This window comes from Amycolatopsis sp. NPDC004747 (assembly GCF_053601335.1).
This window is the reverse complement of the sequence record NZ_JBSGBQ010000013.1, coordinates 197,031-223,112: the sequence shown is the minus strand read 5'-3', so window position 1 is coordinate 223,112 and position 26,082 is coordinate 197,031. Positions and strand designations below refer to the sequence as shown.

At 70.8% G+C, this 26,082-nt stretch carries 24 protein-coding genes; 11 read left to right on the top strand and 13 right to left on the bottom strand.

All coding sequences use genetic code 11. From position 1 onward, the window contains the following. Positions 1-2 precede the first annotated feature (2 nt). Complete coding sequence (locus ACWEGE_RS22985; protein WP_449662480.1) at positions 3-647, top strand: TetR/AcrR family transcriptional regulator; 645 nt, start codon at positions 3-5, stop codon at positions 645-647. Here the strand turns inward: ACWEGE_RS22985 and ACWEGE_RS22980 are convergent, their stop codons facing one another. The 4 genes from ACWEGE_RS22980 to ACWEGE_RS22965 all read right to left on the bottom strand — a co-directional run bounded on the left by ACWEGE_RS22980 (position 648) and on the right by ACWEGE_RS22965 (position 5,224). Further along, positions 648-1,811 carry a GGDEF domain-containing protein gene (locus ACWEGE_RS22980; protein ID WP_449662514.1) on the bottom strand — a complete coding sequence of 388 codons (1,164 nt, stop codon included), beginning with the start codon at positions 1,809-1,811 and terminating at the stop codon, positions 648-650. It lies immediately after the preceding gene. A 321-nt stretch (positions 1,812-2,132) separates the two neighbouring features. Beyond that, a complete protein-coding gene (locus ACWEGE_RS22975; RefSeq protein WP_449662479.1) occupies positions 2,133-3,392 on the bottom strand; it encodes an MFS transporter in 1,260 nt (419 codons plus the stop codon). A gap of 314 nt (positions 3,393-3,706) precedes the next feature. Further along, positions 3,707-4,852 (bottom strand): LLM class flavin-dependent oxidoreductase, encoded by a 1,146-nt coding sequence (locus ACWEGE_RS22970; protein ID WP_449662478.1) that lies wholly within the window; start codon positions 4,850-4,852, stop codon positions 3,707-3,709. A gap of 81 nt (positions 4,853-4,933) precedes the next feature. Then, positions 4,934-5,224 (bottom strand): hypothetical protein, encoded by a 291-nt coding sequence (locus ACWEGE_RS22965; RefSeq protein ID WP_449662477.1) that lies wholly within the window; start codon positions 5,222-5,224, stop codon positions 4,934-4,936. Between the two features lie 173 nt (positions 5,225-5,397). On the opposite strand from ACWEGE_RS22965, the gene ACWEGE_RS22960 reads away from it, so the two are divergent. Continuing rightward, complete coding sequence (locus ACWEGE_RS22960) at positions 5,398-7,278, top strand: FAD/NAD(P)-binding protein (protein WP_449662476.1); 1,881 nt, start codon at positions 5,398-5,400, stop codon at positions 7,276-7,278. 78 nt (positions 7,279-7,356) lie between these two features. Here ACWEGE_RS22960 and ACWEGE_RS22955 read toward each other — a convergent pair whose 3' ends face one another. Next, entirely contained in the window at positions 7,357-7,731 is a 375-nt protein-coding gene (locus ACWEGE_RS22955) for a hypothetical protein (RefSeq protein WP_449662475.1), read from the bottom strand. Positions 7,732-8,069: 338 nt separating this feature from the next. Here ACWEGE_RS22955 and ACWEGE_RS22950 point away from each other — a divergent pair, with 338 nt between their 5' ends. After that, the gene (locus ACWEGE_RS22950) at positions 8,070-8,243 is read left to right on the top strand and encodes a hypothetical protein (protein ID WP_449662474.1); all 174 of its coding nucleotides are present in this window, start codon (positions 8,070-8,072) and stop codon (positions 8,241-8,243) included. Between the two features lie 4 nt (positions 8,244-8,247). On the opposite strand, the gene ACWEGE_RS22945 is transcribed toward ACWEGE_RS22950, so the two are convergent. The 3 genes from ACWEGE_RS22945 to ACWEGE_RS22935 all read right to left on the bottom strand — a co-directional run bounded on the left by ACWEGE_RS22945 (position 8,248) and on the right by ACWEGE_RS22935 (position 10,820). Continuing rightward, the gene (locus ACWEGE_RS22945) at positions 8,248-9,354 is read right to left on the bottom strand and encodes a glycosyltransferase (RefSeq protein WP_449662473.1); all 1,107 of its coding nucleotides are present in this window, start codon (positions 9,352-9,354) and stop codon (positions 8,248-8,250) included. A gap of 18 nt (positions 9,355-9,372) precedes the next feature. After that, complete coding sequence (locus ACWEGE_RS22940) at positions 9,373-10,011, bottom strand: HNH endonuclease family protein (protein ID WP_449662472.1); 639 nt, start codon at positions 10,009-10,011, stop codon at positions 9,373-9,375. A 128-nt stretch (positions 10,012-10,139) separates the two neighbouring features. After that, on the bottom strand, positions 10,140-10,820 hold the full coding sequence (locus ACWEGE_RS22935) for a hypothetical protein (RefSeq protein WP_449662471.1): 681 nt from the start codon (positions 10,818-10,820) through the stop codon (positions 10,140-10,142). 76 nt (positions 10,821-10,896) lie between these two features. Between ACWEGE_RS22935 and ACWEGE_RS22930 the strand changes: the two genes are divergently transcribed. Next, positions 10,897-12,183 carry an adenylosuccinate synthase gene (locus tag ACWEGE_RS22930; protein ID WP_449662470.1) on the top strand — a complete coding sequence of 429 codons (1,287 nt, stop codon included), beginning with the start codon at positions 10,897-10,899 and terminating at the stop codon, positions 12,181-12,183. Here the strand turns inward: ACWEGE_RS22930 and ACWEGE_RS22925 are convergent. Next, entirely contained in the window at positions 12,180-12,677 is a 498-nt protein-coding gene (locus ACWEGE_RS22925; protein ID WP_449662469.1) for an OsmC family protein, read from the bottom strand. The genes ACWEGE_RS22930 and ACWEGE_RS22925 overlap by 4 nt on opposite strands. A gap of 116 nt (positions 12,678-12,793) precedes the next feature. On the opposite strand from ACWEGE_RS22925, the gene ACWEGE_RS22920 reads away from it, so the two are divergent. Further along, positions 12,794-13,702, top strand: coding sequence for a TIGR03564 family F420-dependent LLM class oxidoreductase (locus ACWEGE_RS22920; RefSeq protein WP_449662468.1), 909 nt, complete (start codon positions 12,794-12,796; stop codon positions 13,700-13,702). Here the strand turns inward: ACWEGE_RS22920 and ACWEGE_RS22915 are convergent. Beyond that, positions 13,683-15,317 (bottom strand): Na+/H+ antiporter, encoded by a 1,635-nt coding sequence (locus ACWEGE_RS22915; RefSeq protein ID WP_449662467.1) that lies wholly within the window; start codon positions 15,315-15,317, stop codon positions 13,683-13,685. The genes ACWEGE_RS22920 and ACWEGE_RS22915 overlap by 20 nt on opposite strands. A gap of 148 nt (positions 15,318-15,465) precedes the next feature. On the opposite strand from ACWEGE_RS22915, the gene ACWEGE_RS22910 reads away from it, so the two are divergent. Next, positions 15,466-16,707: an MFS transporter gene (locus ACWEGE_RS22910; RefSeq protein ID WP_449662466.1), complete on the top strand. Its 1,242-nt coding sequence runs from the start codon at positions 15,466-15,468 to the stop codon at positions 16,705-16,707. A gap of 126 nt (positions 16,708-16,833) precedes the next feature. Here ACWEGE_RS22910 and ACWEGE_RS22905 read toward each other — a convergent pair whose 3' ends face one another. The 3 genes from ACWEGE_RS22905 to ACWEGE_RS22895 all read right to left on the bottom strand — a co-directional run bounded on the left by ACWEGE_RS22905 (position 16,834) and on the right by ACWEGE_RS22895 (position 20,555). After that, complete coding sequence (locus ACWEGE_RS22905; RefSeq protein WP_449662465.1) at positions 16,834-18,378, bottom strand: amino acid permease; 1,545 nt, start codon at positions 18,376-18,378, stop codon at positions 16,834-16,836. 70 nt (positions 18,379-18,448) lie between these two features. Further along, positions 18,449-19,363: a serine hydrolase domain-containing protein gene (locus tag ACWEGE_RS22900; protein ID WP_449662464.1), complete on the bottom strand. Its 915-nt coding sequence runs from the start codon at positions 19,361-19,363 to the stop codon at positions 18,449-18,451. A gap of 40 nt (positions 19,364-19,403) precedes the next feature. After that, on the bottom strand, positions 19,404-20,555 hold the full coding sequence (locus ACWEGE_RS22895; RefSeq protein ID WP_449662463.1) for a glycerophosphodiester phosphodiesterase: 1,152 nt from the start codon (positions 20,553-20,555) through the stop codon (positions 19,404-19,406). Between the two features lie 652 nt (positions 20,556-21,207). Here ACWEGE_RS22895 and purD point away from each other — a divergent pair. The 5 genes from purD to ACWEGE_RS22870 all read left to right on the top strand — a co-directional run bounded on the left by purD (position 21,208) and on the right by ACWEGE_RS22870 (position 26,007). Continuing rightward, the gene (gene purD, locus ACWEGE_RS22890; RefSeq protein WP_449662462.1) at positions 21,208-22,482 is read left to right on the top strand and encodes a phosphoribosylamine--glycine ligase; all 1,275 of its coding nucleotides are present in this window, start codon (positions 21,208-21,210) and stop codon (positions 22,480-22,482) included. 222 nt (positions 22,483-22,704) lie between these two features. Next, positions 22,705-23,046, top strand: coding sequence for a hypothetical protein (locus ACWEGE_RS22885; protein WP_449662461.1), 342 nt, complete (start codon positions 22,705-22,707; stop codon positions 23,044-23,046). Between the two features lie 16 nt (positions 23,047-23,062). Beyond that, positions 23,063-23,629 carry a DUF3558 domain-containing protein gene (locus ACWEGE_RS22880; protein WP_449662513.1) on the top strand — a complete coding sequence of 189 codons (567 nt, stop codon included), beginning with the start codon at positions 23,063-23,065 and terminating at the stop codon, positions 23,627-23,629. Positions 23,630-23,638: 9 nt separating this feature from the next. Next, positions 23,639-25,246 carry a hypothetical protein gene (locus tag ACWEGE_RS22875; RefSeq protein WP_449662460.1) on the top strand — a complete coding sequence of 536 codons (1,608 nt, stop codon included), beginning with the start codon at positions 23,639-23,641 and terminating at the stop codon, positions 25,244-25,246. Positions 25,247-25,248: 2 nt separating this feature from the next. Further along, positions 25,249-26,007 carry an ESX secretion-associated protein EspG gene (locus ACWEGE_RS22870; RefSeq protein ID WP_449662459.1) on the top strand — a complete coding sequence of 253 codons (759 nt, stop codon included), beginning with the start codon at positions 25,249-25,251 and terminating at the stop codon, positions 26,005-26,007. The last annotated feature ends 75 nt before the right edge of the window (positions 26,008-26,082 follow it).

The window sequence follows — 26,082 nt, the reverse complement described above, 5'->3', positions numbered from 1 at the left end:
CTATGTCAAGCCCCGCTCCACGCGGGCGGCCGCGCAAGCTCCCGCTTTCGGAGCAGCGCGCCCGCGTCGTGCAGGCGACCGCCCGGGTCGTCGCGCAGCACGGGATGCAGGGCGCGACCATCGAGCAGATCGCGCGGGAAGCCGGCGTCTCGCGCCAAGCCGTCTACGAGCAGTTCGGCGACCGCGCGACCCTGTTCGCCGAGGTCGTGGCGGAAACCGAAGAGAGGGCTTTCGCGGCCATCGCGGGGCCGTCGGTGGCCGACACCCAGCCCGGTCTGCGGGCCTGGGCGCGGGCCAACTACGCCAACATGGTCACCTACGTCGCCGACCACCCCGAGGGCTACGGCGTACTCCGCGCGGCCGAGCGCGCGGGCGACCCCGCTCTCACCCGGTTGAGGGAGAGATTGGCCGTTGTCTACGCCGAAGCCAGCCGCAAGCGGTGGGCCGCGCACGGCATCGACTCCGGCCGGGCGGACCGCGCGCTCGTCACGCTCTTCTTCGCGATGACCGAGTCACTGGTCCAGGCCACCTGGGACGGCGAGCCGCCGGACCAGGACGCCCTGATCGACCTGCTCACCGAATTCACCGTGGGCGGCGTCGCCCGCCTGCAGACCAAGGCGAGCGACGTCATCGACCGGTTGCGGTAGCTAAGCCGCGGCCAAGGCCGCAGCGACCGACCCCACCACCCGGTTGCGCCCGCCGTGCTTGGCCGCGTACACGGCCGCGTCGGCGGACGACATCACTTCCTCGATGGACGAGCCGTCGATCGGGTAGGCGGCGACGCCGATCGACGCCGTCTGCCGTTCGATGTCGACGGCGGCGCCCTCGTTGGTCGTGGTGCTGATGATCAGCTCGCTGACCCGCTGCCGGATCCGCTCCGCCGTGACGATCGCATCCTCTTTGGACGTCGACGGCAGCAGCGCGACGAACTCCTCGCCACCGAACCGGCCGACCAGGTCGTGCGCCCTGGTCTCCTGCTTGACCACGGCGGCGACCGCCTTGAGCACGTCGTCCCCCGCGAGGTGCCCGTAGGTGTCGTTGATCCGCTTGAAGTGGTCGAGGTCGATCATCATGGCGCCGAAGCTGCCGTTTTCCCGCTCCGCGCGCGAGATCTCGCGCTGCGCGCCGTCCTGCCAGGTGGTGGCGTTGAGCAGCTGCGTCTTCTGGTCCGTGGTGGCCAGTTCCTCCAGCCGCTTGATCAGCACGGACCGCTGCAGCACGTACAGCGGGAGGATGACGAGCACCGACAGCAGCGGCTCCTCGTTGAGCACCATCACCAGCAGCGCGCCGACGCACAAAGTGGACAGTTCGAGCAGGTTGTCGTCCATGTTGCCGAGGCAGGACACCGGGGTCGCGTTCTTCGGGTCGGCCAGGTAGAGGCCGAGACCGGTGAGCGCGGTGTTGACCGTGAAGAAGGCCAGCGCGGCCAGCGTCACCGTGGCCACGCCGCTGCCGATGGTCAGGTGACCGACGACACCCGCGGAGAAGGCCGACAGGATCATCGTGGTCGCGTTCGCGGCAACCCGGTGAAATTCACCCGGACGGGTGCCGGACCAGCTTCGGAAGGCGAGGTAGACGTACAGGACGACACCGAGCGTGGCGATCAGCTGGGCCGGCAGCAGCAGGCCGGCGGGCAGCAGCCACACCGAAGTCATCGAGATGTAGGGCCCGTTGCTGAGGATGCGGCGCTGCCGCTCGAGCCGCCTGCTGACCTCCGTCTGCGCCACGGCCAGGGCTGTGAGCAGCGCAAACGTGCCCAGCTGGGCTACGGTGACCGGCACGGTCAACAGCGAAACGGCCGTCCAGCTCAGCATGACCGTGATGGCGGTCAGCGTCGCGATGATCCAGTCGCGGGGGCGGGTCCACAGTGCCCAGCCCCGAACGCGAGAAATCAAGTCTTGGCCGCGCTGTTCCCCCGATGTGACCATTTTTCCCCCAGACCCTTGCGTGGTTGTACGGTGACAAAGTACTCACGGACAGTTTCAGACCGTTCGCCCGCTGTCCACAAGGGCTTTCGGTGTGTACTTTTTCTTTGACACCGGAACGAGAGGTGGCCAGCGATGCGCGGCAAAGAACAGTGACCGCACAGCGCACCGCAAGGTCGCGCAGGTCGAGCCCACGCGCGGGGCATGTCATGCATGTTCGGCGCGTGCGGCTTCTTTGTCGTTCCATCGATCCGGTTCGCCCGCCAGAGCCCGGGCCCACAGCACCGCCAGCGGCAGGGTGAGGACGATCCCGGCGACGCCGAAGATCCCGACCGTCCCGTGCGGGGTCAGCTGGTCCGCGAGCACGCCGCCGATCAGCGGGCTGATGCCCATCATCGTGGTCAGGCCCGTGTTGGACAGGCCCATCACCTGCGCCCGCTGCTCGTCGGGCACGGCCAGGGTCAGCGACGCGGTCGCCTGCAGCAGGCAGACCGTGCCCAGGCCGCCGGAGACGATGAACAGCACGATCGACGAGACCGGGCCGGGGTTGAGGAAGCAGAGCACCAGCGGCACGGCGCACAGGGCCGACAGCGGGCCGATCAGCTTCGGCCGCAGCCGCGCGGGCACCCAGCGCGTGTAGGCGAAGGTCGCGATGACGCTGCCGATCGGGTCGGCCGCGAGCAGCAGCCCGATCGCTTCGGGGCCGCCGCCCGCCGCGGTGACGTACGGCGCGGCGATGCCCTCGTAGACCGGCAGCAGCCCCATCAGCCAGGTGAACAGCACCAGCGTCCGCAGCGGCGAGCTCGCGAAGGCCGTCCGGCCACCGCCGCCGATCGTCGCGAAGAAGGACTTGCGCTGCTCGCCGGTCGCCGCGGCGGGCCGGGCCCGGACGCCGAAGCGCACGAAGAGGGCCGACAGGACGAACGTGGCGGCGTCGACGACCAGCGCCACGTGCGGGTCGAGGGCGATCAGCAGCGCGCCGCCGCCCGCGAAGCCGAGTAGCTGGGCGCTCTGCACGGTCATGCTCCGGATGCCCATGCCGACGACGAACCGGTCGCCTTCGAGCACCTGCGGCAGCAGCGCCAGCTGGGACGCCTTGAACGGCGGGTTGACCAGGGAAACGCCGCCGACCAGCACGCACATCAGCCAGAACGGCATGCCGGGGAGGGCGACCAGCAGGATCAGGGCGGCGCGCAGCAGGTCTACGAGCACCATCACGCTGCGGCGCGGGAAGCGGTCGGCGAAGCCGGTCAGGAAGATGCCGCCCAGCAGCGAGGGCGCGTAGGTCAGGGCGTACGTCAGGCCGGTGAGCGTCGCGGAGTTCGTCCCGGTGAACACGAGGATGGACAGCGCGACCCTGGCCAGCTGGTCGCCGGCGATCGAGAGCAGCTCGCCGAACCACAGCGCGCGGAACTCCGCGATCCCGAACACCTCGCGGAACGTGACGCGATCCGGCGGTGCTGCCATGCGTTTTCTCCCGACCTCTGTACAGACCGCGGCCGACCCATGACCTCCGGTGACGAGACGACCAGTCGGTCATGAGGCAGTCACGGTACGTGAGTTACCTCAGCCAGTGTCCCGTGACTGTTGGTAAATCTCTAGGTTCTTTCGCTGGTATCGAAGGTGTCACGGAGCTTCCCGAACGGGTCAGACGATAGCCCGCAGTGTCTGACCGGTGGCTCAGGAGTCACCAATCGATCATTCCGTACCGGTTGGTCGGTCGCCAGGGGCAAAAGTAGCCACCTCGCGGCCGCGAGGTGGCTACCGGGGAAAGCGGCAGGTCAGCCATCGACGGCGAGGGCGTCCTCCGCGGGCTTCCGGGCGGCTTCGGCGGCACGGACGGCGTCGCGCTTGGCGACCTCTTCGCGGACGATCGGGATGACGTACCGGCCGAAGTCGATCGTGTCGCCGAGCATGTCGTAGCCGCGGGCGGAGAGGATCTCCACGCCGAGGTCGTAGTAGTCGAGCAGGGCCTGCGCGACCGTCTCGGGCGTCCCGACCAGCGCGTTCGAGTTGCCGGCGCCGCCGGTCGCGGCCGCGGTCGGGGTCCACAGCGCGCGGTCGAACCGCTCGCCCTTCGCCGCGATCTCCAGCAGCCGCTGCGAGCCGGTGTTCTCGGGTTCGGTGAGCTTGTGCCGCCGGGTCAGCGGCTGCCCGCCCTTGGTGCGGTCCTTGATCGCCCCGACCGTGGCGTACGCCTTCTCCCAGGCCAGCTCCTCGGTCGGCGCGATGATGGGCCGGAACGCGACCTGGATCCGCGGCACGTCGGTGCGGCCGGCGGCCGCCGCGGCGGCCTTGACCGACTCGATCTGCTCGGCGGTCTGCGCCAGCGGCTCACCCCAGAGGCAGTAGATGTCCGCCTCGGCGCCGCCGGCGGCGTACGCGGCGGGCGAGGAGCCGCCGAAGGAGACGTTCGGCCGCGGCTGCTGCACGGGCTTGACGTCGCTGACGTAGTCGGCGAAGCGGTAGTACTCGCCTTCGAAGCCGAAGGGCTCGTCCGACGTCCAAGCCTTCTTGATGATCTGGATGGCCTCGCGGGTGCGCCCGTAGCGCTGGTCCTTCGTCAGGTAGTCGCCCTCGCGCTGCTGCTCGTGGTCGTTGCCACCGGTGATGAAGTGCACGGTCAGTCGGCCGTCGGAGATCTGGTCGAGCGTGGCGAACGTCTTCGCGGCGAACGTCGGGTACGAGACGTTCGGGCGGTGGGCGAGCAGGATCTGCAGCTTGTCCAGCTTCGTGGCGACGTACGCGGCCGCCTGCGCGGGGTCGGGCGAACCGGAGCCGTAGGCGAACAGCACCCGGTCCCAGCCGAAGTCCTCGTGCGCGCGGGCCAGGCGCAGCGTGTACTCCTTGTCGAACACCCCGCCGGAGCGCGCGTGCGTCTCCGACCCGTCGTGCGTGCCCCCGATGCCCAGGAATTCCACCGGCATGCCGCCCACCTTCTCTCCGTCGGTACCACCCACGGCTACGCCGGGGCGTGCCGCGGCGGCAACGACGTCCGCAGGGTGGAACTACCGCCGGTGCGCCTCGATGACCTCGATCGACGCGCGGACTTGCTCGAAGGTGGGCGGGCTCGCCCGGTTGAACACGACGGTCAGGGACCGGCGCGGGATGACCACGAACTCGACGTCGACCCCGGCCGCCTCCGCGGCGGCCTCGACGACGTCCCGCCAGTGCTCGGGGTCGATCCCGTCCGGATCGGCCCATTCGTGGGCGAAGATCGCCCAGTTCCCCCGGAGGAGGGTGCCGACCACGTCCTGCGCGGTGTGGACGCGGTGCGGCGAGCCGATCTCATCGGCCAAGTATTCGCAGGTGGGGGTGGCTGGCAGAGGCCCGGGCGCCTCGGTGGACGAAGGTCAAGTTCGCTCCTTTCGCCGGTGGGTTCCCGTGGGATTCGGAGCCGCGCGCGAGCCGGATGGGTTCCGCTCTGTGAGAAGGGCTCCCGGCGGCGAAAGCCCGGCGTAGCTTCGGGTTCGTGGCCGATCTCCCGCCGTTCACCCTGGTTGTCGTGGGCGCCGGACCCCGCGGGGTCGGCGTCCTCGAACGGCTCGGCGCGAACGCCGGTGAGCTGCCCGGCGGCCGTCGGCTCGAAGTGCACCTGGTCGACCCGTTCCCGCCGGGGCCCGGCCGGGTGTGGCGCTACGACCAGTCGCCGCTGCTGCGGATGAACTCCATGCCCGAGGACGTCACCATGTTCACCGACGACTCGGTGAAGATGGCCGGTCCGGTGCGGCCGGGGCCGTCGCTGCTGGAGTGGGCGCGGCAGGTGCGGGACGGCGGGCTCGACGCCGACGTGCCGCCCGACGTCGTCGCCGAGCTGACCGCGCTCGACCCCTTCCACTTCCCCACCCGGCGGCTGCAGAGCGCCTACCTGACCTGGGTGTACCGGAAGGTCGTCGAGAAATTGCCGGAGGCCTTCGACGTCGTCGAGCACGCGGCCCGCGCGACCGGGGTCGACGGCCGCACCGTCCGCCTCTCCGACGGGTCGGCGATCGTGGCGGACGCCGTCGTCTTCACCGTCGGCCACCTCGACGCGGAACCCGACGAGCGGGAGCGCGAGCTGGTGGCGTTCGCCGCGCGGCACGGGCTGTCCTACTACCCGGCCGGCTACACCGCCGACGTCGACTACTCGGGGGTCGCACCGGGCAAAACCGTGCTGGTGCGCGGGTTCGGGCTGGCCTTCGTGGACCTGATGCTGCTGCTGACCGAGGGCCGCGGCGGCCGGTTCGAGGACCTGCCGTGCGGCGGCCTGCGCTACCACCCGAGCGGGGCCGAGCCGGTGCTGCACGTCGGCTCCCGGCGCGGGGTGCCCTACCACGCGAAGATCGGCTACCGGCTGCGCGGGAAACCGTTGCGGCTGCCCAGGTTCTTCGACGCCTACGCCATGGACGCGCTGCCAGGGGAAGCGCTCGATTTCCGCGCCGACGTCTGGCCGCTGGTCGCGAAGGAACTCGCCTGGGGCTACTACAGCGAGCTGTTCACCGGGCACCCCGAGCGCGTCCGGCTGGACTTCGCCGTGTTCGCCGACGCCTTCGCCGACCTGGCCTGGGATTCGCCCGCCATGCGGGACCTCGTCGCGCGGGCGGTGCCCGCCGAGGCCGACCGCCTCGACCTCGACCGGCTGGACCGGCCGATGGCGGGCCGCGCCTTCGGCACGGCGGAGGAGTTCGGCAAGGAGCTGCGCGAGTACGTCGAGGCCGACCTGGCGCGCCGGGCGAACCAGGAGTTCAGCGCCGACCTGGGTGCGTTCACGGCGCTGCTGTCGGTGTACGGCCAGCTGCCCGTGTTAGTCCAAAAAGGACGTTTGGCCGCGTCCTCTCAGGTGTCCGATATGGACGGCTGGTTCCACGGGTTCTTCTCCTACTACGCCAGCGGCCCGCCGCCGCGGCGCCTGGAGGAGCTGCTGGCGCTGCACGAAGCCGGGATCGTTTCCTTCGCGGGCGCGGAAATGCGGGTGACGGCGGAGCGCGGCGTCTTCGCGGCGACGTCGGCGAGCCACCCGGAAACCGTCGAGGCCCGCACGCTGATCGAGGCGCGGCTGCCGGGCCCGAGCGTGACCCGCGCGGCCGACGGCCTGCTCCGGCAGCTGCGTGACGCGGGCGAGCTGGCGGAGGAGGCGGTGGCGGACCCGGTGACGGGCGTTTCGCTGCCGTCGGGCCGCATCCACACGCGCGTCTCGGACTCCCGTCTCCTCGACGGAACGGGCCGCCCCCACCCGCACCGGTTCGCGGTGGGCCCGCACACGAGCGCCCGCTCGGCGGCGGCGTTCACCCGGCCGCGGACGAACGCCTTGTCCTTCCGCCAGAACGACGCCGTGGCGCGGGAGATCCTGGCGCTGGTCAGCCCGCTCAGCTGACGAGCTCGCCCAGCACCACCTCGGGCGCGGGCATCACGGCGATTTCGGGCAGTGCTCTGGCCGCCGTCTCGCGATCAGCTACCGCAGCTGCGCCGTCCGATAGATCGGAACAAACATGCCACTCGTGACCGAATCCTGTCCCGGATCCTCTTCCTCCCATTCCGCTACGAAGTCTTGGAGCACCACGAACGTCGACACGGTTGGAGTTCCGTTGTGAACCAATCCCAGCCAGGCGCCGTTGGTTGCTCCGATGTTCCTGGGGAGGTTCTGGAGTGCCTCAGTGGTGATTTTTCCGGCATCGGGAATCTGTATTCGTCCGCGACTCAATCGAATCTGCGCGGCTTCTGTCTGAAAGATGGTTACCGGTTCCGGTTGGGATATGTCGACCTCAATCGGTCCGGCGAAATCCGCTGACTTGGCATTGTCGGGAGAGGGCGGGTCCTGCTGGAACATGTAGAAGTGGAGCGCAGGTGGGCCAGGGTCAAGCCGCTTCGTTGCTTCAGAGCATGAAGGCTCTCTTTGATCGACTTCTCATCCATCTCGTTCCCGGGGTGCTCGGCGTTCAGCTGCGGCCTCGATCCTGCCAGGTGGGAGGGAGGCTGCGCCACTGTCGCCCCTTTTTTGCCCCCCTTTTGCCTCCGTGCTGCACCTGTAGGACGCAGTGGGTTGATGCAACGATCTGTCGGTCATCGGCGCGGACGCATTCGTGCACTCAGTCCACTGAGCCTTCGGTTATTGGCGGCAATGGTTCGGATGGCTCCGCCTTGAACCAACTGACGAACGGAATTGTCATGGAAATCGTGTTCATCGTCGCCATCCTGGCGCCGTGTTCGTTGGCCGGGTTGCTGGTCTTGGTCACAGCGGTGCGTCCGAGTGCGGCGCCCGCCTTGGCGATGGTGCTATCGGCGATCACGAGGTTGATCGAGGCACTGGCGCGATGGTTCGAAAGCCTGACCGAGCGCTAGTAATTCAGCCCGCCCAGGCGACCAGCTCGCCCAGCACCACCTGGGGCGCGGGCATCACGGCGATCTCGGCCGCGATGCCCCGCGCGACCTCCCGCGCGGCCGAGCCGTCCAGCAGCTCGCGGGCCGCCGCCTCGATCGCGGGGATCCGGATGGCGTCGCCCACCAGCGCCTTTGCCGCGCCGAGGGCCGAAAGCGTCTCCGCGTTGGCGAACTGGTCGGCGCCCTGGGGCAGGATCAGCTGCGGCAGGCCGGCGGCGAGGGTGCCGAGCACCGTCCCGGTGCCGCCGTGGTGCACCACCAGCCCGGCGTGCTTCAGGACCTCGGCCTGCGGCACGAACCCGGCGACCCGCACGTTCTCCGGCACCGGGCCCAGCGCCGCGGGGTCGCCCGGGCCGACCGCCACGACGACGTCCACCGGCAGCCGTGACAGGGCGGCGATCGCCCCGCGCAGCACCTGCGTCGCGCCGAACACCACCGTGCCCAGGGTCAGGTACGCGAAGCCGTCTTCCGGCAGCGGTGGCAGCGGGACGGCGGCGTCGTACGGCGTCGGGCGCATCCGGAACACCTTCGGCACGGCTGCCGTCCCCGGATCGCGGACGCTGTCCGGCCAGACGTCGACGCAGGCGTCGCCGAGCATGGCGTCCGCGGGCAGCGTGCCCCAGAGCGGGGCCAGCCGTTCGGCCGCGACGGACAGCACCTCCGGTGGCATCGACCGGCCGATCACGTGCGAGACGGCCGGGATGCCCGCCTGCTGGGCCAGCGCGCCGGTGCCGACGTCGCTCTGCTCGTAGACCACCAGCTCCGGGCGCAGCCGCGGCAGCAGCGGGCGCAGGTCGGCCATGGTCGACTGCGGCAGCAGCTCGGCGAAAACCGTGATGCCGAGTTCGAGGAAACCGGCGTCCGCGCCGTGCCGCCGCTGGGCTTCGGCCTCCGCGTCGCGGATGGAGATCCCCACGCGGTGGGCCTCGAACCCGAGCTCCCGCACCTTCGGCAGGAACTCCTCGCCGGTGCCGAAGACGACGTCGTGCCCCGCCGCGCGTGCCGCGTTCGCCAAGGGGAGCAGGGGAAAGAGGTGGCCGTACGCCGGGCGGCACGTGAACAGGATCCGCACCGCCCGAGCGTACCGGCGTCAGCAGCGGTTGAGCATGTCCGTCAGGGCGGTCTTCTCGGCGGCGTTGACGGTCAGCTTGAACTTGTACTTCACCGCGACCCACATCTTCGCGTAGGTGCACCAGTAGCCGACCAGCGGCGGCTTCCACTGGTCGGGCGACTTGTCGCCCTTCTCCTGGTTCACGTTGTCGGTCACGGCGATCAGCTGCGGGTCGGTGAGGTCGTTCGCGAACGCCTGGCGCTGCGCGGTCGTCCACGACGACGCGCCGGTGCGCCACGCGTCCGCCAGCGGCACGACGTGGTCGATGTCCACATCGGACGCCGCGGTCCAGGTCGCGCCGTCGTAGGGGCTGACCCACTTGCCGGAGGTCGCGGCGCAGCCGGAGTCGGTCACCACGTTCGTGCCGTCGCGCTTGAGCACCACTTCGCGGGTGTTGCAGCTGCCGCCCTGGTCGATCCAGTGCGGGAACTTGTCGCGGCTGTAGCCGGTCTGCGAGCCGTCGGCCTTGACGGTCAGGGCCGTGAGCTCGGACTTCGCCGTGGTGGCCGAGGGGATGCCCGGCGGGGTCGCGTCCGCGACGCCGGCCAGGGTGCCGGACAGCACCGCGGTGACGGCGAGGACAGTGAACGAATGACGAACAGCACGCCTGGTTGGCATTTTGCTGCCTCCGTGTCAGTGGTGGGGACAGCTAACCCTGAAGCACGGGAGTGGCGCGTACAACACGTATAGGTGACATGTTGCTGCCCGTCAATGAACACCGCGTGACGCGCGGATCACCGTAGGGCTCAGACTGCGCCCCGGACGAGCCGCAGGTCCTCGGTGTGCCGGTACCAGGTCCACTTGTTCACCGCGCGCTCGAAGACGACGTCGTCGCGCACCGGGCGGGTCGGGATGCAGCCGATCTGGAACGCCCGCGAGTACAGCGTGGACGGCCGCTTGAAGAGCGTGCCCTTCACCACCCGCACGGCCAGGCCGGGGCCGCCCGGGTCCGGCGTCACCTCGATCGACGCGGCCGGCCCGCGCAGCGCCACCTGCTCGTCGGCGTAGGCCACGCCGCGGACCAGCCGCAGCTGCCCGCGCCCGACGACCACGCCGCCGACGTCGTCGCGGATCAGCGGCACCGGGTCGACCTCGCCGCGCAACGCCAGCGCGAGTGCCTGCAGCGGCGTCTTCGGCAGGCCCCAGAGCGCGCCGACGACCGAGTCCGGCGACGACGGCACGAACCCGACCGACACGCCCGAGAGCGCGTCCTTCCGGAGCAGTCGCAGCACGACCGCGGCGAGGTCGGCGTCCGTGCCCGAGACCACCAGGTGATCGTGTTCGCCCAGCAAGGGGTCGATTTCCGCCTTGCCGGGGCGGCTCGGGACGCGGATCGACTCGACGTCGTCGACCTCTTCGAAGCCGGCCGCGTCCTCGCCACAGGCCACCACGATTCCGCGCACCCGCAGGTCCTCCGTTACGCTCATGCACCGGCATTTCTTCAGCGCCACCGGTGTCCGTCCGGGACACTTAACCTCAGTCGTCGAACACCTGGAGTGTCACATGCCGGCCATCGTGCTCATCGGTGCCCAATGGGGAGACGAAGGCAAGGGCAAGGCCACCGACCTGATGGGTGACCGCGTCCAGTGGGTCGTCCGCTACCAGGGTGGCAACAACGCCGGTCACACGGTCGTCCTGCCGAACGGTGAGAACTTCGCCCTGCACCTCATCCCCTCCGGCATCCTCACCCCGGGCGTGACGAACGTCATCGGCAACGGCGTGGTGGTCGACCCCGGCGTGCTGCTGGAGGAGCTTTCCGGCCTCGAAGCGCGGGACGTGGACACGTCCAAGCTGCTGATTTCGGCCGACGCGCACCTGATCATGCCGTACCACGTGGCCATCGACAAAGTCACCGAGCGCTACCTCGGCAGCCGCAAGATCGGCACCACCGGCCGCGGCATCGGGCCGTGCTACCAGGACAAGATCGCCCGCGTCGGCGTCCGCGTGCAGGACCTGCTCGACGAGAAGATCTTCCGCCAGAAGGTCGAAGCCGCGCTGGAGTTCAAGAACCAGGTGCTGGTGAAGGTCTACAACCGCAAGGCCCTCGAGGCGAACCAGGTCGCCGACGAGGTGCTGGCGGCGGGCGAGAAGTTCGCGCACCGCATCGCCGACACGCGGCTGCAGCTGAACCAGGCCCTCGAGCGCGGCGAAACGGTGCTGCTGGAGGGTTCGCAGGGCACGCTGCTCGACGTCGACCACGGCACGTACCCGTTCGTGACGTCGTCGAACCCGACGTCCGGCGGCGCGAGCGCGGGTTCGGGCATCGGGCCGGGCCGCATCACGACGGTGCTCGGCATCCTCAAGGCCTACACCACACGCGTCGGCTCCGGCCCGTTCCCGACCGAGCTGCACGACGAGTCCGGCGAGTACCTGCGCAAGCAGGGCGGCGAGTTCGGCGTGACGACGGGCCGCTCACGGCGCACCGGCTGGTTCGACGCGGTGATCGCGCGGTACGCGGTGCGCGTCAACGGCATCACCGACTACTTCCTCACGAAGCTGGACGTGCTGTCCGGCCTGGAGAAGGTTCCGGTGTGCGTCGGCTACGAAGTCGACGGATTCCGCACGCAGGACATGCCGATGACGCAGACCGACGTGCACCACGCGATCCCGATCTACGAAGAGCACCCGGGCTGGTTCGAGGACATCTCGGCGTGCCGCACGTTCGAGGAGCTCCCGGCGAACGCCCGCGCGTACGTCGAGCGCCTGGAAGAGCTGTCGGGCGCCCGGATCTCCGCGATCGGCGTCGGCCCGGGCCGCGAGCAGACGATCGTGCGGCACCAGTTCGTCTAGGTCAGCTTCGTGCTGACGGGCGTTTCGTTCCGGAACAGGTCGAGCACCGGGCAGTGCTCGTCGACCTCGCGCTTGAGGTCTTCGTAGCGCTCCCGGCTCGCCGGCCCCTCCAGCTCGACGGACACGCGGACGTCCCCGAAGCCGGGGCGCGTGTTGAAGGAGAAGCCGAAGAAGCCGTGCAGGTCGAGGTCCCCGTCGACGGTGACCTTGATGGAGTCGATCGGGATCCCGCGCTTCGCCGCCCAGAACTGGTAGGTGACGACCTGGCAGGAGCCGAGGGCGGCGAGCGCGTACTCGACGGGGTTGGCGGCTTGGTCGGTCCCGCCGAGCGCGGCCGGTTCGTCGACGGTGAAAGCGTGGTCCCGCACCTTCACCTCGACTTCGGTCCTGGTACCGGGCTTGAGGGTGTTGGCAACGCTGAAGGAGACAGCGGCGTTGTGCGGATCGGCGTCGACGGCCCGGCGGGTGCCTTCGATGACTTCGGTCAGCGACATGGGCTCTCCTGAAGATCGGCTTTCGCTTCAGGGTGGGCGAATTCACCTTCGGCCGCTCGGGTTCTCAATTCCTGGGAAGCCCGCTTCCCGGTGGCAGCGCTCGCTAGCTTGGGATCATGACCATCGGAGTCGCGCTGCCGTCCGGTGACACGGACCGGGCGCCGAACCTCGTCGACGAGCTCATCGCGCAGACCCGCCAGGCCGCCGAGGCCGGGCTGAAGTCGGTCTGGTTCTCCCAGCTGCCGCTGAGCCAGGACGCGGTCGCGGTCGCCGCGCTGGCCGGGCGGGAAGTGCCCGGGATCGAGGTCGGCACCTCCGTCGTGCCCACCTACCCGCGCCACCCGCTGCTGGTCGCGAGCGCCGCGCTGACCGCGCAGGCCGCCACCGGTGGCCGGTTCACGCTCGGGATCGGCCTGGGCTCCCAAGGCTTCCTCGGGCCCGTTTACGGGATCGACTACCCGCCGCCGATCCGCCACCTGCGCGAGTACCTGACCGTTCTCCGGCAGGCCTTCGCCGGGGAAGCCGTCGACTTCGACGGGGAGACCGTGCGCGCCCACTCGCTCGGACCGTCCACAGTGGCCGGCGGGACCGACGTCCCGGTCATCGTCGCCGCCATGGGGCCGCAGGCGCTGGCCGTCACCGGGGAGCTGGCCGACGGCACCTTCCCCTACCTCGCCGGGCCGAGAGCCCTGGCCGAGCGGATCGTCCCGGCCCTCCCCGACGGCAAGCGGATCATCGCCGGTGTTCCCGCCGTCGTCACCGACGATCCCGACGCCGTCCGCGCGCTGGCCGCCGAGCAGATGGCCGTCTACGGGCAGATCCCGTCGTACCGGAAGATCCTCGACGCCGAAGGCGTGGACCACCCAGTGGAGCTGGCCCTGATCGGCGACGAAAAGACCGTCGCGGCGGGGATCCGGCGTTACTACGACGCCGGCGCCACCGACGTCGTCCTGACCCAGACCGGGATCCGCTCCGCGGAAGAGCGGCTCCGGACCTGGGCGGCGCTCAGCTCATCCGGTTCGTGAGCGTCGCCGACACCGAAAGCTCCTCCAGGTCCAGCTCCCGCAGGACCTTCCGCAGCACCTCGTCGTCGAGGCGGCCGGCGCGGTTCTCCTCGATCATCGCCTTGCGCTGGGTGATCAGCAGCTCCCGGCGGGCCTTCGCGAACTGTGCCTGCGGGCTGCCGGCGTGTTCCTCGCCGGACAGCGTGATCGCCGCCTTGGCGAACCGGTAGCGCATGTCGATCAACCGCTGGAGCCGCTCCTTTAGCCGGTCCACCTTCTCCTGGGGCAGGTCCAGCGACGCCAGCCGCTCGTGGCCGATCTCGCGCAATCGCTCCTGCGCCGCCTTCTTCGCGACTTCACGCGCGGCGAGCTCTTCTTCTTCGTCCCGCGATGCTTCCGCCGGGTCTTCGACCTTCAGCGCCCGGATCAGCGGCGGCAGGGTCAGCCCCTGGATGAGCACCGTGCCGATCGCCACGGTGAACGCGAAGAGCTGGATCTCCGCGCGTCCCGGGGTGCCCGCCGGGACACCGGCGGCCGCGGCGAGGGTCACCACGCCGCGCATGCCCGTCCACGAAACCACCGCCAGCGTCCGCCACGACGGCGCCGAGCGGTCTCGGCCGAAGAGGCGGACCGTCTGCGGCAGGTACGCGGAGACGAACACCGCGGGAATCCGCACCAGCATCGTCACCGCGAGCACCGCTACCGCCACCAGCACGAGCGTGCCGTTGTCGCGGGCCGCGTGCCGTGCTCCTTCGAGCACGAACGGCAGCTGCAGCCCCATCAGCGCGAACACCAGCGCCTCCAGCAGGACGTCGATCGACGCCCACACCGAGCTGTCCTGCATGCGGGTCGCCGGTGACGCGTACAGCGCGCGGTGACCGAGGAGCAGCCCCGCCGCGACGACGGCGAGCACCCCGGACCCGCTGAAGTCCGCACTGATGGGGTGCAGGTGTTCGGCGGTGACGTACGCGGCGAACGGCACGATGATCCCGAACGCCGACTCCACCAGCGGGTCGTCGAACTGCCGCCGGATCAGCACCACGAGCGCGCCGATGGCCAGACCGACCCCGATGCCCAGCACGGTCGCCACGCCGAACACCGCGAACCCGTGGCCGGCCGAGCCCGCGGTGCCGGCGACCGCGGCCAGCGCGACCTTGTACAGCGTCAGCGCGGCGGCGTCGTTCACCAGGCTCTCCCCGGTCAGCACGGTCATCACCCGCCGGGGCAGGCCGAGCTTGCGGCCGATCGCCACCGCGGTCACCGCGTCCGGCGGCGCCACCACCGCCCCGAGGACCAGCGCCGACGCGAACGGCACATCCGGCAGCAGCAGGTGCACGACCACGGCGACGACCACCGCGGTCACGGCCACCAGCACCACGCCCAGCGCGACGATCGGCCGCAGCGCCCGCCTGAAGTGCGTCAGCGAGCTCTCGAGCGACGTCGAGTAGAGCAGCGGCGGCAGCACGACGGTGAGGACCAGCTCCGGCTCCAGCTCCAGCCGCGGCACGCCGGGGATCAGCGCGACGCCGAGCGCGACGACCACCACCAGCAACGGCGCCGACAGGTTGTAGCGCCGGGCGAGCGCGGTCAGGGCCAGCGAGCCGGCGAGCACGCCCATCAGCGTCAGGATTTCCACCTGGGTGATCTTTCCGCAGGTCGCGCCGCCTTGCCCGGCTTCCGGTGAGCGGAAGGGCGATGGATTCTGTCGGTGGTGGTGTGCATACTCGTTCGCAATCCGCACACGTGTGCGGAAGACGTGCACCGACGCACTTCCGGAGGTTCCGATGTCCCCTGGCACCCGCAGCTGGGTCGTGCCCCTGGCCTGGACAGCTGTCCTGCTCGACGGGTTCGACCTGGTCGTGCTCGGCACAGTGCTGCCCGTGCTGCTCCGCGGCCACGTCTGGGGCCTGACACCGGCCACGGCGTCGATCGTGTCCACCGTCGGGCTCGCCGGGATGATGCTGGGCGGGCTGGCGATCGGCACGGTCACCGACGTCATCGGCCGCCGGAAGTCCCTGATCATCTCCGTGACGCTGTTCTCGCTGTGCACCCTGCTGTGCGCGTTCGCGCCGTCGACGTTCGTCTTCGGGCTGCTGCGGTTCGTCGCCGGGCTCGGCCTCGGCGGCTGCCTGCCGACGGCGATCACGCTGGTCACGGAGTACGCGAGCCGGGGCAAGGCCGGCAGCGCGACGACCACGGTGATGACCGGCTACCACGTCGGTGCGGTGCTGACCGCGCTGCTGGGCATCGTGCTGATCTCGCCGCTGGGCTGGCGGGCGATGTTCGTCGCCGGCGCGCTGCCGGCGCTGGTCCTGGTCCCGCTGATGCTGAAGTACCTGCCGGAGTCCGAGACGTTCCAGCAGGTCCGCGAGACCGAGCGGTCGGCGGGGCACGCCGTCGCCGGGCTGTTCCGCGGCGGCCTGCTGCGCGCGACGATCGCGTTCTGGGTCACCTCGTTCATGGGCCTGCTGCTGGTCTACGGCCTGAACACCTGGCTGCCGGAGATCATGCGCCAGGCCGGGTACCCGCTGGGTGCGGCGCTGAGCCTGCTGCTGACGCTGAACGCCGGCGGCATCGCGGGCCTGCTGGTCGCGGGCCGGGTCGCCGACCGCGTCGGCATCCGCCCGTCGGCCATCGTCTGGTTCTGCGCGGGCGCGGTGTTCCTCGCCCTGCTGAGCGTGAAACTGCCGGCGGTGGGGCTGTACGCGGCGGTGTTCCTGACCGGCTGCTTCGTGTTCAGCGCCCAGGTGCTGGTGTACGCGTACATCGGCCGCATCTACCCGGACGCGATCCGGGCCACGGGCCTGGGCTGGTCGGCGGGCATCGGCCGCATCGGCGCGATCTCCGGCCCCCTCCTGGGCGGCGCCCTGCTGACGGCGGGAATCGCCTACCCGTGGGGCTTCTACGCCTTCGCGGCGGTGGGAGCCCTGGGAGCGGCAGCGGTGACGGTGGTCCGCCCCGGCCACCGCGCCCCGGCGCAGGACGACACCCCGTCGGTTACCGAGTCCCGGCCCGCGACCACGTGAAACTCCGCCTCCCGGACAGCCGCGTAGGGCTGTCCGGGGGGCCTGGCCGGCGGCGGTCAGGCGACTGAGTGAGCGCGCGAGGTGGTGCGGAAGCCCGGCGGTTCCCGCGCCACCTCGCGCCGGACGTCAGCCGAGGTCCTTCAGTTCCTGTTCCACCGCGGCCAGTTCCGCCTCGGACCCCTGGACCTTCGGCCCGGTGAACCACTTCCGGGCCGAAACCACCCACCACAGGGCGGCCCCGCCGAGCACCACGAGGAACGCGATCGGCGTGTAGTTGAACGAAGCGCCCGTCACCGGCGAAACCTGCGGCAGCATGAAGAGCACGAAGATCAGCGCCACCCACACCGTCGCGACGATCCCGATCGGCTTGCCCCAGCGGCCGAGCGTCCACGGGCCCGGCTCGAACGAGTCGCCGCGGCGGACGCGCAGGAACACCGGGATCACGTACGCCACGTACAGCCCGACCACGGCGATCGACGTCACCGCCGCGTAGGCCGTGGCGCTCCACAGGTACGGCAGGGCCAGGATCAGCGCACCGCCGGCGGCGAGCCACACGGCGTTGGTCGGCGTCTGCGTCCGCTTGTTGATCTTGTGCCAGAACCCCGAGCCCGGGATCGCGCCGTCGCGGGCGAACGCGTAGATCATCCGCGAGTTCGCCGTCACCGACGCCATGCCGCAGAACAGCTGGGCGCCGATGCAGATCAGCAGCAGGAACTTGCCGGTGACCGCGCCGGTGGCGTCGATGAAGATCTGCGCGGGCGGGACACCGGTGGCGGAGTTGACCGCGCCGTCGTAGTCCTGGATCGCGAAGGTCAGGCCGATCAGCAGGATCCAGCCCGCGATCAGCGAGACCACGATCGACGTAACGATGCCGCGAGGGCCGGCCTTGGCCGCGTTCTTGGTCTCCTCGGTCATGTGCGCCGAAGCGTCGTACCCGGTCAGCGTGTACTGCGCGACCAGCAGCCCGAGTGCGAAGACGTAGATCGACGAGCCCCAGCCGGTCTGGTTGACGAAGCTGCCGAAGACGAACGACGCGTCCTGGTGCTTGTCCGGCACGAAGACCAGCACGCCGACGATCACCAGCACGCCGACCACGTGCCACCACACGCTGACGTTGTTGAGGATGGCGACCAGCCGCACGCCGAAGGTGTTCAGCAGGCCGTGCACGACCAGGATGATCGCCAGCAGCAGGATCGTGTGCCCGGGCGTCGCCTCGAAGCCGAACTGCAGGTCGAGGAAGGCGTTGAGGAACAGTGCGGCGCCGAAGTCGATGCCCGCGGTGACCGCGATCTGGCCGATCAGGTTGAACCAGCCGGTGAACCACGACCACGCGGGGCCGGACCTGCCCGGTGCCAGCTTCGCGGCCCAGTAGTAGAGCCCGCCGGCCGTCGGGTAGCTGGAGCAGACCTCGGCCATGCCGAGCCCGACCAGCACGACGAACACGCCGACCAGTGGCCAGCCCCAGATCATCGTGGCCGGTCCGCCGGTCTGCATGCCGAACTTGTAGAGCGTGAGGCAGCCGGAGAGGATCGAAATGATCGTGAAGGACACGGCGAAGTTCGAGAACGCCGACATCGTCCGTTTGAGCTCTTGCGCGTACCCGAGCTGGTGCAGGCGGGCGCTGTCTTCGTCGGCGTGGTCGGGGGTGGTCTGCTGGTCGGAAACATCCATCGGGCACCTCTTGAAAGGTATGCGGCCAGACCATTGAATTCGCCGAAGGTAGCCCCGGTGCCGGAGGGTGTCAAGCCTTCGTCAAGAACTCGTCCAACCGGCGCAGCAGGGGCCCGCCACCTCGGTGATTGTTCGAGATGAGGGTCGCGGTGACGCCCGACGACGGCTGGTGCGTGCTCCGGAACGCGACGCCGTGGTCGCCGCCCTCCAGCCGGACCACGCCGGGCCGGGGCAGCCAGAAGCCGAGGCCGTAGCGGTCGCCGCGCTGCAGCTTCTCGACCCACCCGAGCGGCACGATCCGGCCCTCGAACAGGGCGCGCCAGAACTTCCGGAAGTCCGGGGCGGTGCTGTAGATCCCGCCGTCGCCGTGGCCCACCACCGGCAGGCTGAACACGTTGCTGCGGCCGTCTTCGAGGTAGCCGGTGGCCGTCCGGGCGGGCAGCGCGTCCGCGCGGAGGAACGCCGTGCCGGTCATCCCGGCGGGCTCGGTGACGCGCGTCCGCACGAGGTCGGCGAAAGGTATGCCCGCGATCCGTTCGGCGATCAGGGCGAGGACGACGAACGCACTGTTGTTGTAGTGGAACCGTTCGCCGGGCGGGAACTGCTGCGGGAAACCGTCGAGCGCGGCCAGGTAGTCGGCCGACGTGACGAGCCGCGGCGGGATCTCCGGCGGGTTGTCGTCGTCGCAGTAGTCGCCGATGCCGGACGTGTGCGTCAGGAGGTGCTGGACGGTGACGCGGTCGTCGATCAGCGGGAGGTCGTCGCCGAGCACGTCCCGCGCTCTGGTCGGCAGCTCGAGGTACCCCTCGGCGACGAGCCCGATGACGACCAGCGCGGTGAACCCCTTGGTACCGCTGGCGATGGCGAACCGCGTGTCGATCGTGTTCTCGATGCCGTGGGCGATGTGCGCGTACCCGGACGCTTCGGCGAGCAGCGTCTCGTCACCGCGGCTGACCAGCACGACACCGGAAAAGGGCGCTTCCATGGAGCCAGCGTCCACGGAAGCGCCCTTCGCGGGAAAGCGATTAACGGCCCAGGAACGCGTGCAGCGACTCGAGGGCGGTGTCCGGCTGGTCGGCGAAGAAGCCGTCGACGCCGGCCTGGAAGAACGCCGCCTCCTCGGTGAAGACGTCACCGAAGGCGTCCGGCGCGGCCGACGAGCGCAGGTTCGCGGGCAGGAACGGGTTCTCGTTCCGGAAGGTGTACGGCTGCACCTTCAGGCCCGCCTTGTGCGCGTCCGCGACGAGCGCGGTCGGGGCGCCCAGGTTGTCGTCCTTGTCCCGCGGGATGACCTGCGCCTTGTCCGGCCCGAGGTACTTCGCGTACTTCGCGACTTCGCGCAGCCCCTGCGGCGTGACGAGGTCCGCGTACGTCCGCTTGTCGCCGTTCGCGACGAAGTCCGCCGGGGCGCCGGAGGCCGAGGTCAGCTGCAGCAGCGGCGTCCGGACCTGCTTGTGCAGCGCGATCAGGTTCGACACCTCGAACGACTGGATGATCGCGGGCGCGTCCGGCCGGTCGAGGCCGTTGCGCTGCAGGATCGCGACCAGCTTCGGCTCGGTCGGGTTGCCGATGGACTGGAAGAACGTCGAGTGCTTGACCTCGGGGTACGTGCCGAGCGTCCGGTGCAGTTCGCGGCCGAGGCGCTTGGTCAGATCGAGGACCTCCTGGTAGGAGGCGATCTGGTAGCGGCCGTTGTAGAGCGTGTTGTGCGGCCGGTTCTGCGGGATCCGCTCGACCGCGCGCAGCGTCTTCAGCTCGGCCAGCGTGAAGTCCTGGGTGAACCACCCGGTGGTGGTGACCCCGTCGAGCACGACGGTCTTCTTGCGGTTCGCGAACTCCGGGTGCTTCGCGACGTCGGTGGTGCCACCGATCTCGGGTTCGTGCCGGGCGACGAGCTGGCCGTCCTTGGTGGGCACGAGATCGACGTCGACCCAGTCGACGCCCATCCGGTAGGCGAGCTCGTAGGAGGCGAGGGTGTGCTCCGGCCGGTACCCGGGCGCGCCGCGGTGTCCGATGATCACGGGATCATGGTGGCCCCGCCCCCGCGCGGCCGCATCGGCGGACCCCCCGCTTGTATCGGACACTGCGGCGGCACTGGCCGGCCCAGCAACAACACCGGTGACGCTCAGCAACACCAGCCCGGCCAGCGCGAGCAGGCCGACACGTTTGCGCTTCATCTGGTGACCTCTTTTCACACAGGGTGTGCCCTGACTACCCGCGCCACCCTCGATGTCGCAAGCGTCCGAAGTACGTCGTTGGAAGGTCGACGCGGTAAACGGCGCGTGGACTCCTGTTCGCCTGGCTGTGGCCTGCGGCACGCCCCTGGTCGCCGAGGTTGGTGCCGGCAGGCGGGCCGAGTCCGGCGGTCGGTGGGCCGGGTTCCCGCAGTGGGTGGCGGGCGGTCAGCCGGCAGGTCCCCACGGGCGCGGCCCGCCCTCCCTGGGGGCTGCCCCCGCTTCCAGCGTATCGGCGGGGTCGGACGAAAACCTTGGCTCGCGGGCACTGAAGGCCGAGCTGTCCACACCCCCGAAGACTTGTGGATCGCCGCGCACCCCAGCCACCAACACCTGCCTCCGGCGACGGTCCGATGTCCCGCCAACACCTGACCCGGCGACGGTCCGATGTCCCGCCAACACCTGACCCGGCGACGGTCCGAATGTCCCACCAACACCTGACCCGGCGACGGTCCGATGTCCCACCAACACCTGACCCGGCGACGGTCCGATGTCCCACCAACACCTGACCCGGCGACAGTCCGAATGCCCCACCAACCCCGCCCTGCCGACGGCGCGATGTCCCCCGCGAACCCGGCCGGATACGCTGTGCGGCGTGCGCGTACTGGTAATCGGCTCCGGCGCCCGGGAGCATGCACTCGTCCTCGCGGCGTCCGGCGACCCCGCCGTCACCGCCCTGGCCTGTGCGCCCGGCAATGCCGGGACGGCCGCCGTCGCCGAGCAGCTCGGTGTCGAGGCCGCCGATCCCGAAGCGGTCGCCGGGCTCGCCAAGAGCTGGCAGGCCGACCTCGTCGTCGTCGGGCCCGAGGTGCCGCTCGTCGCCGGCGTTGCCGATGCGGTCCGCAAGGCCGGCATCGCCTGCTTCGGTCCCTCGGCCGCCGCCGCGCGGATCGAAGGGTCCAAGGCCTTCGCCAAGGACGTCATGGCCGCCGCGAACGTGCCGACCGCGCGCAGCGAGGTCGTCGACAACCCCGCCCGGCTCGATGCCGCGCTCGCCCGCTTCGGCCCGACCTGGGTCGTCAAGGACGACGGCCTCGCCGCCGGCAAGGGCGTCGTCGTCACGCCGGACATCGACGTCGCGCGCAAGCACGCCATCATGCTGCTCGACGGCGGGCACCCCGTCCTCCTCGAGTCCTTTTTGGACGGCCCAGAGGCCTCGCTGTTCTGCTTCGTCGACGGCAACACCGTCGTCCCGCTGCTGCCCGCGCAGGACTTCAAGCGCGTCGGCGACGACGACGCCGGCCCGAACACCGGCGGCATGGGTGCCTACGCGCCGCTGCCCTGGGCGCCCGAGAACCTGGTCGACGAGCTGGTCGAGACCGTCGTCCAGCCGGTCGCCGACGAGCTGGTGAACCGGGGCGCGCCGTTCTCCGGCCTGCTCTACGCCGGCCTTGCGCTGACTTCCGACGGCCCGCAGGTCATCGAGTTCAACTGCCGCTTCGGCGACCCGGAAACCCAGGTCGTGCTGGCGCTGCTGCGCACCCCGATCGCTGGGCTCATGCACGCCACCGCCACCGGCAAGCTCGCCGAGCACCCGCCGCTGGAGTGGGCGGGCGGCGCCGCGGTCACCGTCGTGATCGCCGCCGACGGCTACCCGGGCAAGCCGCGCACCGGTGACGTCATCACCGGGGCCGAGCTGGAAGGCGTCCTGCACGCCGGCACCCGCCGCCGTGACGACGGTGCCGTCGTCTCCGCCGGCGGCCGCGTGCTGTCGGTCGTCGGCACCGGCAAGACGCTCAAGTCGGCGCGCAAGCACGCCTACGAGACCGTCGAAAAGGTTCACCTCGCGGGCTCGCACCACCGCACCGACATCGCGCTGAAGGCGGCGAACGGCGAGGTCGGCGCGCCGACGGCGAAACAGCGCGCCTGATTCCACGGATCGGGGGAACCGGCCGGGCGTGCTCTTCGTCCAAACTCAGGCTGCTACTACACCCACGTTGGTAGCCTCGACGGGAACCGGCCGGTCACTGTCCGTATGACGTCAGGGGAGCGCATGTCAGGACCCTCGTACGACAGCGTTGTTCCGGGGCTTCGCCCCGGGCCGGGGGCTCCGCCACCCGGACCCCCGCAAGACCTCAGTTCGGCCATCCCAGTGGCCCCGGCCGCAGCGGACGTCCTGGTCCACCCGGACAAGCTCCTCGACGTGGCCCGGATCGTCGAAGAGCAGGCCAACGCCCTCGAAGACCAGCTGCTGACCCGGCTCGGCCAGCTGCGGATCGACGCGCCGTCCGCCGACGTGATCAGCACGCAGTCGGTCCAGGCCTGGAACACCCTGATCGCCGACGGCGACCGCTCCTACGCCGGGCAGGTCCGCGAGTACGTCGCCGGCCTGAAGCGCCTGGTCGAGCAGCTGCGCGCGGCCGCGAAGGACTACAAGGTCAGCGAAGAGGAGAAGGCGGCGGTGTTCGGTGACCGCGGCAAGCACGGTGCGTAACCGGATAGCCGGAGGCGTGCTCGCGACGGCGGCGCTCGCCGGCTGCTCCGCGGGCACCGAAGGCACGCCGTACCCGGTCGAGACGGCCGCCACGGCCGCTTCGCAGAGCGCCAAGGCCGCCCAGCTCCCGCAACGGCCGGCCGACCTGACGCTGCAGGACGTCGACCTGTGCGAGATCTTCCCGCAGGTGCAGCTCGACGCGCTCAAGATCACCAGCGTCCCCCGCAAGGTGCCGGAGGAGGACGGGCGGACCTGCGTGTTCGACGCCGACGGCGCCGAGCCGGTGCACGCCTACCACGTGCGGGCCGTGTCGGCGGACCTCGGCCAGTGGATCACCGGCACCCGCAAGAAGAACAGCATGACCACCGAGCCGAAGACCATCGGTGGTTACCCGGCGCTGACGAACTACCGCGCGGCCGGCGACCCCGCCGACTGCGAGACGCTCGTCGGCGTCGCGAACGGGCAGACGCTCGCCGTCCAGACCTTCGCCATCACCCGCGGCAAGCTCACGCAGCCGCAGCTGTGCGACATGTCGGCCCGCGCCGCCGACCTGGCGTTGCAGACCCTGAAAGCACGCAACTAGGGAGGGCGCGTGGAATTCTCCGAGCTCGCGGCCGGCATCCAGAACCACCGGTTCGACGGCTGGACCAACACCGCGATCGCCGACCAGATCACCCGGATGATCAACGGCGACGGCACCGGCAGCATCGGCACCGCCGTCGACGCGCTGAAGGCCGTCGCGACCGCGCTCGCCCACACCGACCAGACGCTGCGCGCCCAGCTGCTCGAGCTCGGCGTCGAGTGGCAGAGCCAGGCCGGCGGCGCGGCGAGCCAGGTGTTCACCGAGCAGGCCGGCTTCTCCCAGGACGCCACCACGAAGGTCGCGCACGCCGCGGAAATGGTGTTCGAGCAGGGCGAGGCCTTCAACCGGACCAAGTACAAGCTGCCCGACGCCGAGACGGTCCGGAAGGGCGCCGGCGGCTTCACCCTCACCGACGGCGTGCTGATGAGCCTCATCGGCTTCGAGACCGACCACGCCCGGCAGGTCGAGGCCGCGAACGACGCCAAGGCCCAGGCTCAGCAGGCCCTGAACGAGTACGCCCAGCAGAGCGGCGCGAACCTGCTCTCGACGCAGACGCTGTCCGACCCGGAGTCGCTGAAGCTGGCCGCCCCCGGCATCACGCCGGGGGTGCTGGACGTCGCCGGCGCCTCGGTCGCGGTGACCCCGGACGGCGGCGTGAAGCCGGCTTCGGACAAGGTCCGGTCGGTGCACGTCGACCCGCCGGTGGTGCAGCCGGTGTCCCACACCGTGCGCGCCGATCCGCCGACCCCGGTCTACGGCGTCGCGGCGCAGCAGCCCTCCCGGCCCGCGCCGCAGGAGCCGGCGCGCCAGACCGGCTCGATCGGCGCCGCGGCCGCCCAGGCCACGACACCGAGTTCGTCGACGACGCCGTCGGGCGCGAAGCCGCCGGTCACCCAGCCCGGGCCGGGCTGGGTCCAGGCCCCGGGCCGCGGCACCTCCGGTGATCCGGCCGGTCGCGGCTTCCCCGGCCCGGGGACCGGCGGCCAGGGTGACCCGTTCTGCCCGCCCGGCGCGCAGCCGCCCGGCTCGCCCCCCGCGACGACGCCGATCAAGTCGTTCGGCGGCGGGACCGGGAGTGGCAGTGGGACCGGGAGTGGCGGCGGGGGCGGCGGCGCGCCCGGCGGGGCGACCGGCATCGACAGCTCCACCGGCCGCGGCCCGGACGGCCTGCTGGCCAAGGGCCGCACGGTTGGCGCGATGCCGCAGGCCCCGCTCCAGCCCGGCCAGTACACCGGCGAGCGCGGGTTCGTCCCCAAGCCCGGCGCGACCCCCGGCGACATCGGCGCCGGCGCGGCGGCGATCGGCGCGGGCGTGGCCGGCGGCGCGTTGAGCGGCGACAAGGAGCGTCAGCGGCGCGAAAAGAGCCAGCCGAAGGGCCCGGTGCGGCCGCTGCCGGTCGGCGAGCTGCCCGAAGAGGAAGCCGTCGCGCTGCGCAAGTCGGAGCAGATCAGCCCGAAGCAGCGGCCCGGCGAGTCGAAGTTCCTGTCGGAGGCGGCCCCGCAGGAGGAGGACGCCGAACACGTCCGCCGCTACGGCGTCGACGACCAGGACCTGTTCGCCGATCAGCGGATGGTTTCCCCCGACGTGCTCGGCGACCACGGCGGGGACGGGCGCTGACCGTGTCGCTCGTCCTGTCGGCCCTCGAGTTCGACGTGCTCTGGGAATCCTTCGAACTGCCCCGGCGGCACGTCGCGCTGGACGTGCCGAGTGCCGGAACCACCCGCGGCGAGCGGCTCGAGCTGGTCGAGTCGGCCTGGGCGTCGCTGAGCGAGCGGCGCCTGGCCCGCAACCGGCGGGTGTCCGGCGAACTGGCCGACCTGCTGCACCTGCTGGCGCGCCCGCAGACCGCCGTCGACGTGTGGGTGTGGGCGGAGCGCGAAATCCGCGGCCGCGCGGTCAGCCTGCGCGGCCAGGCGGTGCTGGGGGTGGTGGACAACGGCGAGGTGTGGCTGATCCCGGCCACCGAGGACGGCCTGGCGGAGGCCGCGGTCTCGGTGGCGGGCGACCTGGGCCCCGGCATCGGCCAGACGGTCAGCCTGCCGTACGAAGTCGTGAAGTCCGCCGACGCGGCGGCGAAGGGCGACGCGAAGGCGCTGGTCACGGCGTTGGAGGACCGCGGAATCCCGTTGTTCCAGGCCCAGGAGCTCTCGGGCATGCTGCTGGGCCAGGAGGCCCGCGGCCAGTTCGGTGCGGAACGGACCTCCCGCGACGGCGTGGTGCACCGGGCCGGCCGGGTGGTGGCGTTCTTCGACACGGACGCGGGCCGCTACCTGTTCCAGGTGGGCCGCGACGGCGACGGCCGCGAGTGGGCCACCGTCACCCCGGCGGACAACGTGCTGCTGGCGACGAGGATCCGGGAGCTGGTGGCGGAGGCCTGATCCCCGCTGGGGTGGAGTTGGCGGAGATCCGTACCCGCGCACCGGGTGAAGTCCTAAGGTGAACGCGGGAACCGT